The following is an 18,660-nucleotide window of genomic DNA, read 5'->3' as shown; positions in this document are numbered from 1 at the left end:
GTCATACCAGTTTGGGTGATCTCAGTTTACAGGAGCAGATTCATGCATCAGACCACGATAAAGGTTCGCGGCTACCATCTTGATGTTTATCAGCACGTCAACAATGCCCGTTATCTGGAGTTTCTTGAGGAAGCCCGCTGGGCCTGGCTTGAGCAGCTGGACGTTTTTAACTGGATGACGGAAAACCGGCTGGCGTTTGTGCTGGTCAACATCAATATTAACTATCGTCGCCCGGCAGTGTTGGGCGACGAGCTGAATATAAACAGTCAGCTACTGGAACTGAGTGGTAAAAGTGGCGTAATAGCTCAGACAGTCACGCTGGCTTCCGGTGGTGAAGCGGTGGCAGATGCGCGACTCACCTTTGTTTGTATCGATTTGCTGACACAAAAAGCTCAGTCTGTGGAAGGAGAGCTTAAACGCAGAATGGAAGAGATGTTCTCAATCAAGGCCTGACTTACTTTGCATGCTCTGCATAATGGCGGCGGTGTTGTTTTGATATTCCCTCAGGCCATTAGCACGTAAATTGCAGGCCGCGCACTTGCCGCAACCGCTACCTTTGATGCCGTTATAACAGGTCAGGGTTTCATCGCGTACCAGCGGGAGCTGCTGCCAGTAGTCGGCCAGCGCCCAGGTTTCTGCTTTGTTCAGCCACATAAGCGGCGTTTCAAAGCGTAGCTGGCGAGCCATCCCCAGGGTTACTGCCTGGTTGAGCGCTTTAACAAATTCATCCCGGCAGTCGGGATAGCCTGAGAAGTCTGTTTCGCATACCCCGGTAATAACCGATTCAGCCTCGACCTGGTATGCATAGATGGATGCCAGAGTCAGAAAAAGAATATTTCTGCCGGGTACAAAAGTACTGGGCAGGCCGCTGGCGTCGGGATTCCAGGCTGGAACCGGGATGCTGTCTCTGGTCAGGCTACTGATAGCCAGTTCGTTTAGCAGGGTAACATCCAGCACCTTATGCGCTCTTGCTCTCAGTTTTTGGCTGAGCTGTTGTGCAATTTCAATTTCTGCACGGTGCCGCTGGCCATAATCAAAAGTGACACAGTGTACTTCTTCATATTGCTGTACTGCCTGAATCAGGCAGGTTGTTGAATCCTGACCGCCACTGAAAACTACTACTGCACGTTTCATGTTCTTCACCTTCTTAATTTTCTGCGCGGTATACTACTTGCTGAAAGCAATGAAGGGTAGTTCTGCTCATGCCAGCGTATCTGGCTGCTGCCATTGGCTGATATCACCAATGTGCTCTGCAACCCAGTCCGGATGGTAATAAGTGTCAAGATAGCGCTCTCCACTGTCACATAACAAAGTAACAATTGAGCCTTTGCGTCCGGCTGCCAGCATACTTTTTGCCACCTGGAGCGCTCCCCACACGTTTGTGCCTGTGGAAGCCCCCACTTTGCGTCCTAACTGCTTTTCAAGCCAGAGCATAGTAGCGATGCTCGCCCCATCGGGCACTCGCATCATCTCGTCGACCACATCGACGATAAAAGAAGGCTCAACCCGTGGGCGGCCAATTCCTTCAATCTTACTGCCGGTGGTGTTACGTAGTGACCGGTCACGCTGATGCCAGTAATCCAGGAATACTGAATTTTCAGGATCCACCACCATCAGTCTGGTGGAATGGCCCTGATAACGCAGATAACGGCCAATAGTTGCCGAGGTTCCACCCGTTCCGGCACTCATGACAATGGTTTCTGGAATGGGAAACGGTTCGTTTTTCATCTGTTGAAAAATGCTGTCGGCGATATTGTTATTACCACGCCAGTCGGTTGCACGCTCAGCATAGGTGAACTGATCCATAAAATGGCCGTTAAGCTCACGCGCCATCCGCTCTGATTCGGCATACATCTGGCAGGGGTCGCTGACAAAGTGGCAGCGGCCTCCGTAGAAGGTAATTTGCTCTATTTTTCGTCTGGCGGTAGTGGCTGGCATCACGGCAATAAATGGCAGACCCAGCAGCCGGGCGAAATAGGCTTCTGATACCGCAGTGCTCCCCGAGGACGCCTCAATAATGGGTGTGCCTTCTTTGATCCAGCCATTGCACAGACCATAGAGAAACAGTGAACGTGCCAGACGGTGCTTCAGACTGCCACTGGGATGGGTGCTTTCATCTTTCAGGTAGAGCCAGATGCCAGGATAGCCAGGTAATGGCAGGCGAATCAGGTGAGTATCCGCTGAACGTTGAATGTCGGCATTAATCTCTTGTATTGCACGGGAAACCCACTGATTTTTCATTTTTATGTCCTGGTAAAATTTGTTAGAGAGTAAGCTATACACAGGAAAAAAGTTTTCTCTTTTTACTTTATAATCGTCTTTCTGGAGAAAGTTATTCTCGTGGGGAGAGGAATGACAGATAAAACTGACCTGAAGTTACTGGCACTATTGCAGAATGACTGCACATTATCATTGCAGGCGCTGGCAGATGCGGTACATCTTACGACCACCCCATGCTGGAAACGCTTGAAAAGGCTGGAAGATGAAGGCTATATTCGCGGCCGTGTGGCACTGTTAAATGCGGAGAAACTCTCCCTGCCGCTGACGGCTTTTATGCTGATTAAAACGCAGCAACACAGCAGCAGCTGGTATCAGCAGTTTGTAATGGTTGTTAAGGAAATGCCCGAAGTGATGGGCTGCTACCGTATGGCCGGAGAATATGACTACCTGTTGCGTATTCAGGTGGCGGATATGAAATCCTATGATGCCTTTTACAAACGTCTGGTTAACGGGGTTCCGGGTTTACTGGATGTAACGTCGAGCTTCGCGATGGAAGAGATCAAATACACCACGGCATTGCCGCTCAACTGATGGTTGTTTATGAAAATTTCGCTCAAATTTAACCAGGACGTTTACTGTGCGACTGTTTAGCCAGTTAAGCTGGTTTTTTATTCGGGAATGGCGGCGCTATCTTGGCGCGGTGTTTCTGTTGATTATCATTGCGCTGCTACAGCTCCTGCCGCCCAAAGTGGTCGGGACTATTGTTGACGGTGTCACTCATCAGCAGATGAGTGGATCCCGGTTAATGATGTGGGCAGGCGTGATGTTGACAACCGCCGTGGTTATTTATCTGCTGCGCTACGTCTGGCGGGTATTATTGTTCGGTGCGTCTTACCAACTGGCGGTTGAACTCCGTCAGGATTTTTATCGCCAGCTAAGTCGCCATCATCCGGAGTTTTATCTGCGTCATCGAACCGGAGATTTGATTGCCCGTGCCACCAATGACGTGGATCGCGTGGTGTTTGCCGCCGGGGAAGGGGTGCTGACGCTGGTGGACTCGCTGGTGATGGGTCTGGCTGTTCTGGTGGTAATGAGTACACAAATCAGCTGGCAACTTACCCTTCTGGCACTGCTGCCAATGCCGCTGATGGCTCTGATAATCAAAGGTTACGGGCAACAGTTGCATCACCGCTTTAAACTGGCGCAGGCAGCATTCTCATCCCTTAATGATCAAACTCAGGAGAGCCTGACCAGTATCCGCATGATCAAAGCATTTGGACTGGAAGACCATCAGTCTGGCCAGTTTGCAGATATCGCTCGTGATACCGGAGAAAAAAACCTTCGGGTAGCGCGCGTTGACGCGCGTTTTGATCCCACCATCTACGTCGCGATTGGAATGTCTAATTTGCTGGCCGTAGGTGGAGGAAGCTGGCTGGTCTGGCATGGGCAAATGTCGCTTGGTCAGTTAACCAGCTTTGTCATGTATCTGGGGCTGATGATCTGGCCGATGCTGGCTCTGGCGTGGATGTTTAATATTGTTGAGCGGGGTAGTGCAGCCTGGGTCAGGATCCAGTCTTTGCTGGCTGAAACGCCTGCGGTGACAGATGGCAGTAAAGTGCTACCCGCAGAGCGAGGTCCGTTGCAGATTGCTGTTGGCGAGTTCTGTTATCCCGGCACTCAGCATTCTTCACTAAGGCAGGTGAATATCAGCCTCAAACCGGGTGAAATGCTGGGGGTGTGCGGGCCGACCGGTTCAGGAAAAACGACCCTGCTCCGTCTGATCCAGCGACATTTTGATATTGAAAACGGTGAGATTTGTTATCACGGTATTCCACTGCCGGAGATCAATCTCGACAGCTGGCGCAGCCGTCTGGCCGTCGTCAGTCAGACACCTTTTCTGTTTTCCGATACGGTGGCGAATAACATTGCGCTCGGGCGGCCAACGGCCAGTCAGCATGAAATAGAACAGGCTGCCAGAATGGCAAACGTGCACGAAGATATTTTGCGCATGCCGCAGGGTTATGCAACTGAAGTGGGCGAGCGCGGTGTGATGCTGTCAGGAGGTCAGAAGCAGCGTATTTCGATTGCCAGAGCGCTGCTGCTGGATGCCGAAATTTTGTTGCTGGATGATGCGCTGTCGGCAGTGGATGGTCGGACAGAACATCTCATTTTGCAGAATTTGCGTAAGTGGGGCGCGGGGAGAACGGTAATAATCAGCGCTCATCGCCTGTCCGCGTTACAGGAAGCCAGCGAAATCCTGGTGATGCAGAACGGCATGGTGGTGCAACGCGGCCAGCACTCTGAGCTGACAGAACACCCCGGCTGGTATCAGGATATGTATCGTTATCAGCAGCTTGAGGCCGCGCTGGACGAGGATGAAATTGAGAAAGGTGTTCCTCATGGCTAATCTGACTCAATTCTGGCCGACGCTGAAAAGATTGTTGAGCTATGGAAAGCCCTGGAAAAAATCTCTTGGTCTGGCGGTGTTGTTGCTGTGGATTTCGGCAGCTGCTGAAGTTCTGGGTCCGGTGCTGGTCAGCTATTTTATCGACCATCTGGTGGCGAAACATCGTATGCCGCTGGGCTTAGTCAGCGGGCTGGCGGTCAGTTATATTCTGTTGCAGATGCTGGCCGATTTGCTGCATTACTGCCAGTCCCTGCTGTTTAACCGGGCTGCGGTAGGCGTCGTTCAGCGCTTACGAACTGATGTTATGGATGCTGCGTTACGCCAGCCGCTAAGCGCCTTCGATACACAACCGGTAGGGCAAATTATCTCGCGTGTCACCAATGACACGGAAGTGGTACGCGATCTCTATGTGACGGTCGTGGCAACCGTTTTGCGCAGCGCAGCGCTGATTGGCGCGATGCTGGTGGCCATGTTCAGCCTCAACTGGAAGATGGCGCTGGTCGCTGTAGCTATTTTCCCGGCGGTTATTATCGTCATGCTGATTTATCAACGTCTCAGTACACCCATCGTGCGGCGGGTGCGCAGTTATCTGGCCGACATTAATAACGGCTTTAATGAAGTGATCAACGGAATGAGTGTCATCCAGCAATTTCGTCAGCAGGCGCGGTTTGGCGAGCGGATGGGGGAGGCCAGTCGTTCGCATTATCTGGCCAGAATGGAAACATTGCGGCTGGATGGTTTCCTGTTACGTCCTCTGCTCAGCCTGTTTTCCGCATTGATCCTTTGCGGCCTGATGATGTTATTCGGTTTTTCCGGACAGGGAAGTATCGAAGTCGGCGTGCTGTATGCCTTTATTAACTATCTGGGCAGGCTGAATGAACTGCTAATCGAGCTGACCACGCAGCAGTCAATGCTGCAACAGGCCGTGGTGGCGGGGGAGCGAATTTTTGAGTTGATGGATGCGCCACGGCAACCCTATGGCAGCGACGATCGGCCGTTGTGCTCGGGCCGTGTTGATATCAGTCATCTGGCCTTCGCCTATCGTGAAGATCGGCAGGTGCTGAGTGATATTAATCTCACCGTTCCATCCCGTCATTTCGTGGCACTTGTCGGGCACACCGGCAGTGGAAAAAGTACGCTGGCCAATCTGATTATGGGCTACTACCCGGTGATAAAGGGAGAGATTAGCCTTGATGGCAGGCCGCTGAATACGCTGTCTCACCCTGTTTTAAGACAGGGGGTGGCGCTGGTTCAGCAGGATCCCGTGGTGCTGGCCGATACATTTTTTGCCAATGTGACGCTGGGACGGGATATCAGCGAAGATGCGGTATGGCAGGCGCTGGAAACCGTCCAACTGGCAGAACTGGCCAGAAGTCTGGATCAAGGGATCCATACCCGACTGGGTGAGCAGGGGAATACCTTGTCAACAGGGCAGAAGCAGCTGCTGGCAATGGCTCGTGTGCTGGTTGACTCTCCGCAGATTCTTATTCTGGACGAAGCGACGGCTAATATTGATTCCGGCACCGAGCAGGCGATTCAGAAAGCTTTGCGGCTGGTGCGCCAGCAAACCACGCTGATAGTTATTGCCCACCGCCTCTCTACCATTATTGAGGCGGACACCATTTATGTTCTGCATCGTGGCCGCGTGGTTGAGCAGGGCCATCACCGACAGCTGCTGGCAGAGCAAGGCCGCTACTGGCAAATGTATCAGCTTCAACTGGTGGGGGAAGAGTTAGAAGCGAGTGCAACTGCGCAATGATGCCGCTTCGTTGCACCAATATCATGCAGAGAGGGGCTTGCAAAAGCAGTTTTGCACATCATTGAGTCACAATGCACTTTTAAGGTGCGCTCATGTGGCCCGGTGCCTGCTTTCACCTTACTCTCAGCTTTTTTGTCGCAACAGGCTGATTCAGGGCCTGTCTGACTAATCATCTGAAAAATTCCACTTTTTAATTTATGGCACAGCCTTTGCTTAACTGATTCCGTGTCGGGTGAAACAACTATTTCAATACCTGGAGGGGATCGTATGAAGCTGGTTACCGTGGTAATCAAACCATTTAAATTAGAGGATGTGCGCGAGGCGCTCTCTTCTATCGGCATTCAGGGGCTGACCGTTACCGAAGTAAAAGGTTTTGGTCGCCAGAAAGGGCATGCAGAACTTTACCGCGGTGCTGAGTACAGCGTGAACTTCCTGCCAAAAGTAAAAATAGACATTGCCATTGCAGAAGATCAGCTTGATGAAGTGATTGATGTAATCAGCAAGGCTGCCTACACCGGTAAAATCGGTGATGGCAAAATTTTTGTTGCAGAGCTACAGCGAGTGATCCGCATTCGCACTGGCGAAACTGACGAAGCTGCGCTGTAGAGGCGAAGAATTGTGATGGGATGGGATAAAATGAATAAAAAACTTGCTGTATTTGGCCTTGCCAGCCTGGCCCTGTTACCGTCGCTTGCGATGGCCGCGACCCCGCCAGTGGCAGATAAAGCTGACAACGCCTTTATGATGATTTGCACCGCGCTGGTGCTGTTTATGACCCTGCCCGGTATTGCTTTGTTTTATGGCGGTCTGATCCGCGCTAAAAACGTCCTTTCGATGATGACCCAGGTTTCTGTTACTTTCGCGATGGTCTGCGTGTTGTGGATGGTTTATGGCTATTCGCTGGCGTTCAGTGAAGGCAACGCATTTTTCGGCGGCTTCAGTATGGCGATGTTGAAAAACATTCAGCTCACTGCGCTGGTGGGTACGTTTTATCAATATATTCACGTCTCTTTCCAGGCGTCTTTTGCCTGCATCACGGTTGGCCTGATCGTGGGTTCCATCGCCGAACGTGTTCGCTTTTCAGCGGTGCTGATTTTTGTTGCCATCTGGTTGACCTTCTCCTATCTGCCTATCGCCCATATGGTCTGGTCAGGTGGCTTACTGGCACAGGATGGCGCGCTGGACTTCGCTGGTGGTACCGTGGTGCATATTAACGCAGCTGTTGCCGGCCTGGTGGGAGCTTACCTGGTGGGTAAACGTGCTGGCTTCGGTAAAGAAGCGTTCAAACCACACAACCTGCCAATGGTTTTCACCGGTACTGCCATTCTTTATGTGGGCTGGTTTGGCTTTAATGCTGGTTCAGCCAGTGCGGCTAATGAAATTGCGGGTCTGGCATTCCTGAATACCGTTATGGCTACGGCCGGTGCCATGCTGAGCTGGACCTTTGGCGAGTGGGCATTACGTGGTAAGCCTTCATTGCTGGGTGTCTGCTCCGGGGTGATTGCCGGTCTGGTTGCCATTACGCCAGCCTGTGGTTACGTTGGTGTCGGCGGGGCGTTGATTATCGGTATCGTTGGTGGTCTTGCCGGTTTGTGGGGCGTCACCACCCTGAAAAAATGGCTGCGCGTAGATGACCCTTGTGACGTCTTCGGGGTGCATGGTGTTTGCGGTATTGTGGGCTGTATCCTGACAGGTGTTTTCGCATCTTCTTCTCTGGGCGGTGTGGGTTATGCTCAGGGTGTGACGATGGGCCATCAGGTATGGATCCAACTGCTGAGCGTAGGCGTTACTATTGTCTGGACTGGCGTAGTTGCCTTTATTGCTTTCAAAGTGGCTGACATGATCGTTGGGTTGCGCGTGCCGGAAGATCAGGAACGTGAAGGTCTTGACGTGAACAGTCACGGTGAGAATGCTTACAACCAGTAAGTTCACTTTCTAAGCATTGTTCATAATAACAAACGGCCCTGAGAGGGCCGTTTTGTTATTTTCCACTAAATATTCCCGCCTGCCATCCGGTTCACTGACGCATACGTATCACACCTTCCTGTACCGTTGAGGCGACCAGAGTCCCATCCTGAGTAAAAAATTCTCCCCGAACAAATCCCCTGGCCGCGGAGGCTGATGTACTCTCCACGCTGTACAGCAGCCACTGGTTCAGATCAAAGGGGCGATGGAACCACATTGAATGGTCGATAGTGGCGACCTGCATACCCGGCTCAAGAAAGCCTTTGCCGTGGGGTTGCAGTGCAACCGGCAGAAAATTGAAATCAGATGCGTAGCCCAGCAAATACTGGTGAATCTGTTGATCCGGTGGAAGCGTACCGTTCGCTCGTAACCATACATGGCGTAAAGGTTGATCGACCTTGCCTTTCAGCGGGTTATGGAATTTTACCGGGCGGATTTCTAACGGTTTCTCCGCAAGAAATTTTTCCCGTGCCTGTGGTGGAATTAAATGCGCGAGCTGCCTGGCAATGTCACTTTCGGCTGGAAGATGATCCGGGCCTGGCGTTTTTGGCATGGTTTTCTGGTGTTCAAAGCCGGTTTCCGGTGCCTGAAATGAGATGGTCATATAGAAAATCGGCTGACCGTTTTGTATTGCACTGACTCGCCTGGCACTGAAGCTGTGACCATCACGCAATGTTTCAACTTCATAAATAATCGCTTTCTGACTGTCGCCCGGACGCAAAAAATAGCTGTGGAAAGAATGGGCTATCCGTTCGGATCGAATGGTCTGTCTGGCAGCACAGATAGCCTGTCCAACGACCTGGCCTCCAAATACCTGGCGCAGGCCAATATCTTCACTTTGGCCACGAAACAGACCTTCCTCAAGCTTTTCGAGATCTAACAAATTTAAAAGATCATGCAATGCGCAGCTCATCAGGGCGTCCTTAAAAGTCATCTTCAGGTCAGTTTGCGAGATCCGACCAGTTTTCGTCAATGGGCGACCTGGGATTTCAAATTACAGTGGGCGTTTAACAGGCTTCCAGGCAATTTCAGTAAGTTGTGCCAGACTTAACTGGTACGTGACAGGGAACCTCTGTCTTTCATGGCTCAATGAGATAAACCTTGCACATTGATCAAAAGGAGAATAAATCAATGAAATTCTGGTCATTACTTACCGGCGCAGCTGTGGCTGTTGCACTTGCAGGCTGCTCTGACAAAGGACAAGATGTTCCTACCGCGACGCTGGCGTCTAAGGTGGCGGGACAACAAACTACTCTGCGCCAGCCTAATGTCAGTGGCACCGTGTACATCCGACAAAAGGTAGTGCTGCCGCCTGACGCGGTATTGACCGTGACGCTTTCAGATGCCTCCGTTGCCAATGCACCTTCTAAAGTTATTGCACAGCGGGCAGTTCGAACTGACGGAAAGCAGGCTCCATTCAAATTTATACTGCCTTTCACACCGGGCGATATTCAGCCTGGTGCGCGGATTTTGTTGAGTGCGGCAATTACCGTTGACGGCAAAATGACCTTTATTACTGAGGCAGTAAAACCCGCTATTACCAATGGCGCAAGCAAGGAGGAGTTGATACTGGTTCCGGTTCCTTCGGTTGCGGTGCCGACGCAAAGCGGAGCTGCCACGACAGTGCCTTCTGGTTCACCAACCCAGGTTAGCCCATCATCTTCCGTGCCTGCGCCTACCTCACTGTAATTCCGGTATCCGTCTGATCTGCATTTATATCCCAGCGGTATTGGCTGAGGGCGATTTTGCCCTCAGCACTGACTTCAATCCCTTCTGCCAGTAGCGCCTGACGCTGGCGTTGAAGGTCATCTCCCGACAATGAAATTTGACCCTGGCGATTTATCACCCGATGCCAGGGTAATTTACTGCCTCGCGGTAATCTTTTCAGTACGCCGCCGACCTGCCGCGCCGCACGGGGAGACCCCGCAAGTCGGGCTATTTCACCATAAGTGGTCACTCTGCCGAAGGGAATAGCCGCAACGATTTGCCAGATTCTCTGACAAAAATTATCTTGTTCGCTCATTGTTTTTTCCTCTTCAGATGCCAGGGTAATGGAAAATGGAGAACATCTGAAGTGATTTCATGCAGTTATGCCGCAGAAAAAGATTAATGCAGTTTGGCTTGCAAAACAAAGAGATAAAGGATTTGCGCAAGAAATAAACGGTTGCCAGGTGCGGGCTTGCAATTACCATGGGCTTCATTGATAATGCCCTCGCTCCAGTCACTGGAGTTTGTCAATGGAGGCCCGGTTGGTTCTCCCGCAACACTAATCTGTGAACTCGGTCAGGTCCGGAAGGAAGCAGCCGCAGCAGACGTCGTGTGTGCCGGGATGTAGCTGGCAGGGCCTCCACCAATTCAAGCCCTGCACTTCTGTTTCTTCAACGTATAAATTTCCACACGGAAACCGGTACTTTATCGTAAAGCTTATTCATGGTCAGTTCAGCCAGACGATGATCGGCGGCAGAGTAGAATACCGCCAGCTCATTGTCTGATAATTCATATTTGTTCTTTTCTATAACGCGTTCAAGAGTATCAATAGAGCGACATTTTCTTAAACGCATCAAATAATCGGTTTTAGTCAGAACTTTATCTGTCATTGTTAAGCCGTTGAAAAAATAGAGTGTTTAAAACGAATGGCTCGTCTGAACTACAGCATGAGCACATTCCTCTGCAAAAATATGGAACAGCCGCTTTGCTGATTTTCGCCAGCGTTGCAGGTCCTGAACATTAATGCCGTAATTGCTAAACAGCATAAATGTGTCATCAAGATATTCATCAATCTGACTAATCAGATCGCTATCTTCAATATGCTTGATTTTGTAATTCATGGTAAAGGCAGCAATATGTTCGATCAAATCATTAAGCTGTAAATTGATGGCTGAAGTTGGATCGTTAACCCACCCATGGTGACTGTCACCCAGTGTAGCCATACTTTCGTCATACAAATTTTCACATAAGAATTTCAGCTGGGCAATATCATGCCTTTTTGGTGAGTACTCGTCCATCTTTTTCCCCTCCATAGCGAGTGTGAGGTGCCATCAGTTTGGGCATTCTGCTAATGGTGTGCCAGGAAGCGATATTAAAACCCTACTCAGACATAATTAAATATAGCCTGCTTAAAAACGAATTTTTGTTGTCCTTACTAAAAGTTACAGTTAGCCAAAAAAAACGTATCCAAACGAAGTAACGAAATCAAAATCAACGTGTTGAACTGAGATACGAAATTTATTGTTCCAGAGGTTACCATTTCATGGTCAATATACCACAGTGGTATTCTAAGCATGTCCGCCAGACAATGTATGACTTATAACGCGATTCATTTAAATATTCTATAAAAATAAATTTAACACGCCCGAGAACATATTGTGCATTTTGTGAAAGCCTTAACAATACCAGCTTTTGCGCAATTTATACTTTGAGAATTATCTGCTGAATATTTTCATCTCTCTAAACGTCCACCGGCAATCAGATTATATCGTAACTGTAATAATACTGAGTGTTTTTTCTACACAGATATAATAAACGCTATAGAGATAATTGTTCTCAAAAGCTAAATTATCAAGTGGCTGAAATTATGATTTAACTATCCTCATGATTTTACTGTTAATTATTTTAGTAGATAAAACCGTTTTCTGCGATAGAAAAAGTCTTTAAGTTAAAATTTTTTTATATGATCTTTGTACATCTGCGCCAATACAGCAGGACATACTTAGATACACTTTGTTCAGGCATATTAACCAACGCCAGCGTAGAGTATTGTTACGTTATAACATCCATGGTTCATGCAATGTCTGCCTGTTTATCTCTGGTTCGCAAGGGAACTTTGCTGACACAGTCAGCTCTGTTACGACTCTCTCTGGCCAGCTGTCTGATTTTACTGCTACTGACCCTGACTTACTGGGCTGTCTGCGGATGATTACGCTCGACAATCTTACTGCTGGCTACCGGGGCAGGGCTGTCACTCCAACCCTTAATGGTCAATTTTCACGGGGCACCATGACTGCTCTGGTTGGGGCCAATGGTTCAGGAAAATCTACTCTGCTTAAAACAATGGCCGGTATGCTGACTCCGGTCACGGGACAGGTCATTAAGCATCAACCTCGCTCCAGCATGGCATGGTTGCCTCAGCAATCGGAAATTGAGCGAACCTTTCCGATCAGTGTTTTCGATCTGGTGGCCATGGGGGGCTGGAAGCGTTGCGGCTGGTTTGGGGCAATTAACCGTGACATGCGCCGGTCGGTGATGAGTGCGCTGGAGAAGGTCAATATGCTGGATTATGCCGCCGCTCAGCCGGGCACCCTGTCTGGTGGGCAGTTGCAGCGTGTGCTGTTTGCTCGTTTGCTTGTCCAGGATGCAGCGCTTTTGTTGCTGGATGAGCCTTTCACCGGCATCGATAGTCAGACGACGGCATTGCTGATGACATTACTGGAAGAGCGGCATCGGGCGGGATGTACTCTGATTGTGGTACTGCACGATATGGCTGCTGTTGAGAAGCATTTTCCACAAACTCTGCGGCTGAAACAGAGCCATGCTGAATGGTCAGCACAGGGCGCACCCGTCACCCAGCTTAATTTTACGCATATCAGGGAGGGCAGATGAGCCTTGTCCTGGTTCAGCCTTTTCTCGAATTTGGCTTTATGCGCCGTGCGTTAGTGGCTTGTATTGCCTTATCGCTTAGTGCCACGCCCCTGGGTGTTTTCCTGCTGCTACGCAGAATGAGCCTGGTTGGCGATGCACTGTCACATGCTGTGCTGCCCGGTGCCGCCATCGGCTACCTGATATCCGGTTTGTCGTTAGTGGCTATGGGCACGGGCGGGGTGATTGCGGGTTTATCAGTGGCACTGCTTTCCGGTGCGGTAAGCCGCTACACGCCGCTACGGGAAGATGCCAGCTTTGCCGGATTCTATCTGGGCTCGCTGGCACTGGGCGTCACACTGGTTTCACTGCGTGGATCGAGTGTGGATCTGTTGCATGTCCTGTTCGGTTCTCTACTGGCGGTTGATAATCCGTCGATTTTACTGGTCAGCGGTATTGCCGGGTGCACCTTACTGGTGCTGGCATTGATTTATCGCCCATTGGTGATGGATGCTTTTGATCCCACATTTTTACGTGCGCAAAGCCGCTGGGTGCCTGCATTGGTTCACGGCATTTTTCTCATCCTGGTGGTAACCAATCTGGTTGCTGGTTTCCAGGTGCTTGGTACGTTGATGTGTGTAGGGCTGATGATGCTGCCTGCTGCTGCTGCGCGTTTCTGGTCTGCCGGACTGCCTGGCATGATTGCCTCAGCGATGATTATCGCGGTGATTGCCAGCTGTTGCGGATTAGTCGTCTCTTACTGTTGGTCACTTCCTGCCGGTCCGGCAGTTGTGCTCAGTGCCGCCATACTGTTTTTTTTCTCGGTTTTAGTTGGGCCTCAGGGCGGGATTTTCCGCACGTGCCCTTTTTCAGTTGGTAAGGAGAGAGTATGAAGAAAATACCTGTAGCGTTGGCGGTTGCGGCGTTTTTCGTCACGCCCATGGCGATGGCAAAAACGGTTGATACACTAGCGAGCTTTTCGGTGCTGGCCGATATTGTTAAAGAGGTCGGTGGTGACCATGTGAGAGTGAAAAGCCTGGTGGGTTTTAATGGCGATCCACACAGTTTTGAACCCACGCCTCAGGACAGCCAGGCACTCTCAAAAGCTGATGTGGTGTTTGTCAGTGGTCTGGGACTTGAAGGATGGATGGATCGTCTGATTTCTGCGTCTGAATACAAAGGTAAAGTGGTTGTTGCATCAGACGGGATTACCACCCGTAAAATGGAAGAAGATGGTAAAACCATTACCGATCCCCATGCCTGGAACAGCATGAAAAACGGCGAGGTGTATGCCAGTAACGTGATGAATGCATTGATTGCTGCTGATCCTCAGGATGCCGCTTATTTCCGTCAACGCGGCTCGGCTTATCTGGAGCAGTTGGAGAAGCTGGATAAATGGGCGCAAAGTAGCTTTGCTGCTGTGCCGGTTGCCAAAAGGAAAGTACTAACCAGCCACGATGCCTTTGGCTATTTTGGTGAACGCTATGGCGTCAGCTTCCTGTCACCGGTTGGTTTCTCTACCGAGTCAGAAGCCAGCGCATCAGATGTTGCGGGATTGATTACGCAACTGAAAAAAGAACATATTCGCAGCTATTTCATTGAAAATCAGACCGACCCGCGGCTGGTAAAACAAATTGCCGCAGCAACAGGTGCTCAGCCGGGAGGCGAACTCTTTCCGGAGGCACTGACTAAAAAAGGTGGTGAGGCGGACAGCTACGTCGCAGCCTTTAAACATAACGTTAATGCCATGATAAGCAGTATGAAATAAGTAGAAAGGGGCAGGGATGCTCCTTTTAAGACGTTAAGTGTGACCGTCTGGGCCATCGACGGTAATGCATGAAGCTAAGAGATTAACAATCTGACATGAAGCACATTTAGCGCTGTGGATAGAGTATAGAAGTCTTGTGATGAGAGGGTGTTGCAAGCCACCGCACCAGCTGTATCGGATTAAAGCAGCTGGTGCAGCCGTTGAACTAACACTTAACGCTTTTTCTTCCTGCCCTGTACGGCTTTAAAGCGTGGGTTACTTTTGCAAATAACGTAGACACGTCCGTGGCGGCGTACGACTTTGCAATCTTTGTGGCGCTTTTTGGCTGAAGCCAGTGAACTGAGTACCTGCATGTTGAATCCTTATTTCGCTGAGGTGAAGAAGCGGCCGAAGCGCTGATTGAAGCGGTGAGCGCTGCCTTCTTTCGTAAACTCTTTTTGCTTGCCCGTGTAGTAAGGATGGGAAGCAGAGGAGACATCCAACGCCACGTAAGGCAGCACCTTGCCATTGAGTTCAACTGTCCGCTCAGTTTTGATAGTGGAACCAACGATAAAATACGTATCTGCACTGGTGTCGTGGAATGCCACAGTTCGGTAGCCAGGATGAATACCTTGTTTCATGAATCCTCGTTGAATTAAGTTATGTTATAACATAACAAATATTATGCGCATGGCATTTCAGAATTGCAACCGTTAAAAGTGGGGTAGGGGAAATGATGAGTGGGATCTTTTAAACCACGGTTTTTTTGTTCACCGTAATAAAAAAGAGGCCGCATCAGCGGCCTCTTCAGACATTCAATCAACAATAAATCAGTGTTGAGGATGTTGTTCAGGGAGAGATTGCTTTCTCTCTTCCTTGTTTTTACCGAAGCGGCGACGTACCACCACAAAAAACACCGGAACAAAGAAGATAGCCAGTACCGTAGCTGTCACCATTCCGCCCATTACCCCGGTACCAACTGCATTCTGTGCGCCGGAACCCGCACCGGTACTGATAGTCAGTGGCAGTACGCCCAGGATGAAGGCCAGGGAAGTCATCAGTATCGGACGCAGACGCATGCGCACCGCCTCCAGTGTTGATTCAACCAGACCTTTACCTTCTTTCTCCATCAGGTCTTTGGCGAACTCAACAATCAGAATGGCGTTTTTCGCAGAGAGGCCAATAGTTGTCAGCAGACCTACCACAAAGTAGACATCGTTACTCAGTCCACGCAGGGTGGTAAAGATCAATGCACCAATGACCCCGAGCGGCACCACCAGCATAACCGCAAACGGTATCGACCAACTCTCATACAAAGCCGCCAGACAAAGGAAGACGACAATCAGTGAAATGGCATAGAGAGCCGGAGCCTGATTACCAGAGAGGCGCTCCTGATATGACATGCCTGTCCAGTCATAACCAATACCTTGTGGTAATTTAGAGGCCAGTTGTTCCATCAGCCCCATTGCTTCACCGGAACTTTTACCCGGCGCAGGCTGGCCCAAAAGCTCCATAGAAGGCAAACCGTTATAACGCTCCAGACGCGGAGAACCGTATTGCCATTTAGCTGTGGCAAAGGCAGAGAACGGTACCATCTGTCCGGAAGAACCACGTACAAACCATTTATTGACATCGTCTGGCAGCATACGGGAGTCAGCTGTACCCATCACGTACACTTTCTTTACACGCCCACGGTCAATAAAATCGTTCACATAAGACCCCCCCCAGGCAGCACCCAGCGTGGTGTTTATGTCGGAGATTGAGACGCCGAGTGCTTCAGCTTTCTCCTGATCGATGGTCAGTTTGTATTGTGGGGTATCTTCCAGTCCATTCGGGCGAACGCCAACCAGAGTGTCAGGGTGTTGAGCAATCATACCAAACAGTTGGTTACGCGCCTGGGTCAGAGCGTCATGACCCAGGTTAGCCTGGTCAATCAGCTGAAAGTCGAAACCAGTGGCATTCCCCAGCTCAATGATGGCTGGCAGGTTAAACGGAATGACCATCCCATCTTTGATCGCCCCGAATGCTCTCATTGCACGACCGGCAATGCCATCGACTTTATTGGCAGCTCCGCTTCGTTCACTCCAGGGTTTCAGGCTTACAAAGGCAATACCGGTGTTCTGACCGCGACCAGCAAAACCGAAGCCGTTAACGGTGAAGACCGATTGCACATTGTCTTTCTCTTTAGTCAGGAAGTAATCTGTGACCTGATCCAATACTTTCTCTGTACGCTCCTGAGTCGCACCTGCTGGCAGCTGGGCCTGCGCCAGCAGCAATCCCTGATCTTCCTCTGGCAGGAAGGCGGTGGGCAACTTCAGGAACAGCCAGGCCATGCCCAGCACGATCACCAGATAAATCACCAGGTAGCGTCCGGTGCTGCGGATAATATGACCTACGCTGTCGGTATAGTGATGGGTGCTTTTGTCGAACATGCGGTTAAACCAGCCGAAGAATCCGGTGGTTTTACCATGTTCACCTTTAGCGACAGGCTTAAGCATGGTGGCGCACAGGGCGGGCGTCAGAATCATCGCCACAACTACTGACAGCACCATTGCAGAAACAATCGTAATGGAGAACTGGCGGTAAATGACCCCGGTAGAGCCGCCGAAGAAAGCCATAGGGATAAACACCGCCGAAAGAACAAGGGCAATCCCAACCAGCGCCCCCTGGATCTGCTCCATTGATTTGCGGGTAGCTTCTTTTGGTGGCAGCCCTTCTTCAGCCATCACGCGTTCAACGTTCTCAACTACGACGATGGCATCATCCACCAATAACCCTATCGCCAGCACCATCCCGAACATCGTCAGGGTATTTATCGAATAGCCGAAGGCGCTGATGATGGCAAAGGTACCTAACAACACCACTGGCACAGCGATCGTTGGGATCAGCGTAGCCCGGAAGTTTTGCAGGAACAGATACATCACGATAAAGACCAGCACGATAGCTTCGAGCAGGGTTTTTACCACTTCCATAATGGAGATTTTGACGAATGGCGTGGTGTCGTAGGGATAAACGACTTTCATTCCTGATGGGAAGAAAGGCTCCAGTTTAGCCAGCTCTGCTTTTACCGCTTCTGCCGTGTCCAGTGCATTAGCACCGGTTGCCAGTTTGATACCAATACCCGATGCAGGTTTGCCGTTATAGCGGGCAATTACCTCATAGTTTTCACCGCCAAGCTCGATTTTAGCGACATCTTTCAACAATACCCGCGATCCATCTGCGTTGACCTTCAGCAGAATTTTGCCGAATTCATCGGTAGAAGTCAGACGGGTTTGCGCAATAATCGAGGCGTTCAACTGCTGACCGGGAACCGGAGGCGAACCGCCCAACTGGCCAGCCGCGACCTGTGAGTTCTGCGCGGTAATCGCGCTGATAACATCAACCGGTGTTAACTGATAATTGTTCAGTTTGTGCGGATCCATCCAGACACGCATGGCGTACTGAGCACCAAATATCTGGGTATCGCCCACGCCCAGAGTACGGCTGATGGGGTCTTTAATGTTCGAAGCGACATAGTCAGCAATGTCATTTTGCGTCATGCTGCCATCTTCGCTGACGAACCCAGCGACCATCAGGAAGCTACTGGACGATTTCTGAACTTTAATCCCCTGCTGTTGAACTTCTTGCGGTAGCAACGGTGTGGCAAGTTGCAGTTTGTTCTGCACCTGAACCTGCGCAATGTCCGGATCGGTACCCGACTGGAATGTCAGTGTTAATTGTAAGGTGCCTGAGGAATCGCTGTTCGATGACATATACATCAGGCCATCGATACCGTTCATATTTTGTTCAATAACCTGGGTTACGGAGTCTTGCAGCGTTTTGGCATCGGCACCTGGATAGGTCGCTGTTATCTGTACTGCCGGGGGGGCAACATTGGGATATTGCTCGATCGGCAGTTTTAGAATCGACAGCACGCCCGCCAGCATAATGATGATGGCGATAACCCACGCAAAAATGGGGCGATCGATAAAGAACTTAGCCATGTAT

General features: G+C 50.3%; 19 protein-coding genes and 1 other RNA gene. 11 read left to right on the top strand and 9 right to left on the bottom strand.

All coding sequences use genetic code 11. The features are described from left to right. Positions 1 to 42 precede the first annotated feature (42 nt). Entirely contained in the window at positions 43 to 453 is a 411-nt protein-coding gene (locus AC3RPL_RS14815; protein WP_490740560.1) for an acyl-CoA thioesterase, read from the top strand. On the opposite strand, the gene queC is transcribed toward AC3RPL_RS14815, so the two are convergent. Further along, positions 439 to 1,134, bottom strand: a complete 696-nt coding sequence (queC, locus tag AC3RPL_RS14810; RefSeq protein ID WP_490740559.1) for a 7-cyano-7-deazaguanine synthase QueC — start codon at positions 1,132 to 1,134, stop codon at positions 439 to 441. The genes AC3RPL_RS14815 and queC overlap by 15 nt on opposite strands. 66 nt (positions 1,135 to 1,200) lie before the next feature. Further along, the gene (locus tag AC3RPL_RS14805) at positions 1,201 to 2,241 is read right to left on the bottom strand and encodes a PLP-dependent cysteine synthase family protein (protein ID WP_261641483.1); all 1,041 of its coding nucleotides are present in this window, start codon (positions 2,239 to 2,241) and stop codon (positions 1,201 to 1,203) included. A 111-nt stretch (positions 2,242 to 2,352) separates the two neighbouring features. Here AC3RPL_RS14805 and AC3RPL_RS14800 point away from each other — a divergent pair, with 111 nt between their 5' ends. The 5 genes from AC3RPL_RS14800 (at position 2,353) to amtB (ending at position 8,312) form a co-directional block, all read left to right on the top strand. Then, a complete protein-coding gene (locus tag AC3RPL_RS14800) occupies positions 2,353 to 2,811 on the top strand; it encodes an Lrp/AsnC family transcriptional regulator (RefSeq protein WP_490740558.1) in 459 nt (152 codons plus the stop codon). A gap of 46 nt (positions 2,812 to 2,857) precedes the next feature. Further along, complete coding sequence (locus AC3RPL_RS14795) at positions 2,858 to 4,627, top strand: SmdA family multidrug ABC transporter permease/ATP-binding protein (protein WP_490740557.1); 1,770 nt, start codon at positions 2,858 to 2,860, stop codon at positions 4,625 to 4,627. Further along, the gene (locus tag AC3RPL_RS14790; RefSeq protein WP_490740556.1) at positions 4,620 to 6,386 is read left to right on the top strand and encodes a SmdB family multidrug efflux ABC transporter permease/ATP-binding protein; all 1,767 of its coding nucleotides are present in this window, start codon (positions 4,620 to 4,622) and stop codon (positions 6,384 to 6,386) included. Before AC3RPL_RS14795 ends, AC3RPL_RS14790 begins: the two co-directional genes overlap by 8 nt. Before the next feature lie 267 nt (positions 6,387 to 6,653). Beyond that, complete coding sequence (gene glnK / locus AC3RPL_RS14785) at positions 6,654 to 6,992, top strand: P-II family nitrogen regulator (protein ID WP_026742851.1); 339 nt, start codon at positions 6,654 to 6,656, stop codon at positions 6,990 to 6,992. 30 nt (positions 6,993 to 7,022) lie between these two features. Further along, positions 7,023 to 8,312, top strand: a complete 1,290-nt coding sequence (gene amtB, locus AC3RPL_RS14780) for an ammonium transporter AmtB (RefSeq protein ID WP_034933943.1) — start codon at positions 7,023 to 7,025, stop codon at positions 8,310 to 8,312. 91 nt (positions 8,313 to 8,403) lie between these two features. Here the strand turns inward: amtB and tesB are convergent, their stop codons facing one another. Further along, positions 8,404 to 9,264 carry an acyl-CoA thioesterase II gene (tesB, locus tag AC3RPL_RS14775; protein WP_490740555.1) on the bottom strand — a complete coding sequence of 287 codons (861 nt, stop codon included), beginning with the start codon at positions 9,262 to 9,264 and terminating at the stop codon, positions 8,404 to 8,406. Positions 9,265 to 9,482: 218 nt separating this feature from the next. Here tesB and AC3RPL_RS14770 point away from each other — a divergent pair, with 218 nt between their 5' ends. Continuing rightward, complete coding sequence (locus tag AC3RPL_RS14770) at positions 9,483 to 10,040, top strand: YbaY family lipoprotein (protein WP_490740554.1); 558 nt, start codon at positions 9,483 to 9,485, stop codon at positions 10,038 to 10,040. Here AC3RPL_RS14770 and AC3RPL_RS14765 read toward each other — a convergent pair. Further along, a complete protein-coding gene (locus AC3RPL_RS14765; protein ID WP_052018641.1) occupies positions 10,027 to 10,374 on the bottom strand; it encodes an MGMT family protein in 348 nt (115 codons plus the stop codon). The genes AC3RPL_RS14770 and AC3RPL_RS14765 overlap by 14 nt on opposite strands. Before the next feature lie 224 nt (positions 10,375 to 10,598). Between AC3RPL_RS14765 and ffs the strand changes: the two genes are divergently transcribed. Next, positions 10,599 to 10,695, top strand: an RNA gene (gene ffs, locus AC3RPL_RS14760) — signal recognition particle sRNA small type. A 34-nt stretch (positions 10,696 to 10,729) separates the two neighbouring features. Here ffs and hha read toward each other — a convergent pair. Together hha and tomB are read right to left on the bottom strand one after the other, a co-directional pair. Next, a complete protein-coding gene (gene hha, locus AC3RPL_RS14755; RefSeq protein WP_034933443.1) occupies positions 10,730 to 10,948 on the bottom strand; it encodes a hemolysin expression-modulating protein Hha in 219 nt (72 codons plus the stop codon). A 27-nt stretch (positions 10,949 to 10,975) separates the two neighbouring features. Continuing rightward, on the bottom strand, positions 10,976 to 11,356 hold the full coding sequence (tomB, locus tag AC3RPL_RS14750; RefSeq protein ID WP_034933441.1) for an Hha toxicity modulator TomB: 381 nt from the start codon (positions 11,354 to 11,356) through the stop codon (positions 10,976 to 10,978). Between the two features lie 907 nt (positions 11,357 to 12,263). Between tomB and AC3RPL_RS14745 the strand changes: the two genes are divergently transcribed. The 3 genes from AC3RPL_RS14745 to AC3RPL_RS14735 are packed head-to-tail and all read left to right on the top strand — an operon-like array spanning position 12,264 to position 14,694. Next, a complete protein-coding gene (locus AC3RPL_RS14745; RefSeq protein ID WP_490740553.1) occupies positions 12,264 to 12,950 on the top strand; it encodes a metal ABC transporter ATP-binding protein in 687 nt (228 codons plus the stop codon). Then, positions 12,947 to 13,819 carry a metal ABC transporter permease gene (locus AC3RPL_RS14740; RefSeq protein ID WP_490740552.1) on the top strand — a complete coding sequence of 291 codons (873 nt, stop codon included), beginning with the start codon at positions 12,947 to 12,949 and terminating at the stop codon, positions 13,817 to 13,819. The genes AC3RPL_RS14745 and AC3RPL_RS14740 overlap by 4 nt, the downstream gene beginning before the upstream one ends. Continuing rightward, positions 13,816 to 14,694: a metal ABC transporter substrate-binding protein gene (locus AC3RPL_RS14735; RefSeq protein ID WP_490740551.1), complete on the top strand. Its 879-nt coding sequence runs from the start codon at positions 13,816 to 13,818 to the stop codon at positions 14,692 to 14,694. The genes AC3RPL_RS14740 and AC3RPL_RS14735 overlap by 4 nt, the downstream gene beginning before the upstream one ends. A gap of 212 nt (positions 14,695 to 14,906) precedes the next feature. Here the strand turns inward: AC3RPL_RS14735 and ykgO are convergent, their stop codons facing one another. From ykgO to AC3RPL_RS14720, 3 genes are all read right to left on the bottom strand, one after another. Continuing rightward, the gene (gene ykgO / locus AC3RPL_RS14730; RefSeq protein WP_034912820.1) at positions 14,907 to 15,047 is read right to left on the bottom strand and encodes a type B 50S ribosomal protein L36; all 141 of its coding nucleotides are present in this window, start codon (positions 15,045 to 15,047) and stop codon (positions 14,907 to 14,909) included. Between the two features lie 9 nt (positions 15,048 to 15,056). Further along, on the bottom strand, positions 15,057 to 15,314 hold the full coding sequence (locus AC3RPL_RS14725; protein ID WP_034933430.1) for a type B 50S ribosomal protein L31: 258 nt from the start codon (positions 15,312 to 15,314) through the stop codon (positions 15,057 to 15,059). A 189-nt stretch (positions 15,315 to 15,503) separates the two neighbouring features. Then, on the bottom strand, positions 15,504 to 18,656 hold the full coding sequence (locus AC3RPL_RS14720; RefSeq protein WP_490740550.1) for an efflux RND transporter permease subunit: 3,153 nt from the start codon (positions 18,654 to 18,656) through the stop codon (positions 15,504 to 15,506). Between the last annotated feature and the right edge of the window lie 4 nt (positions 18,657 to 18,660).

The organism is Erwinia papayae (assembly GCF_058241465.1).
This window is presented reverse-complemented; position numbering and strand designations above follow the sequence as displayed.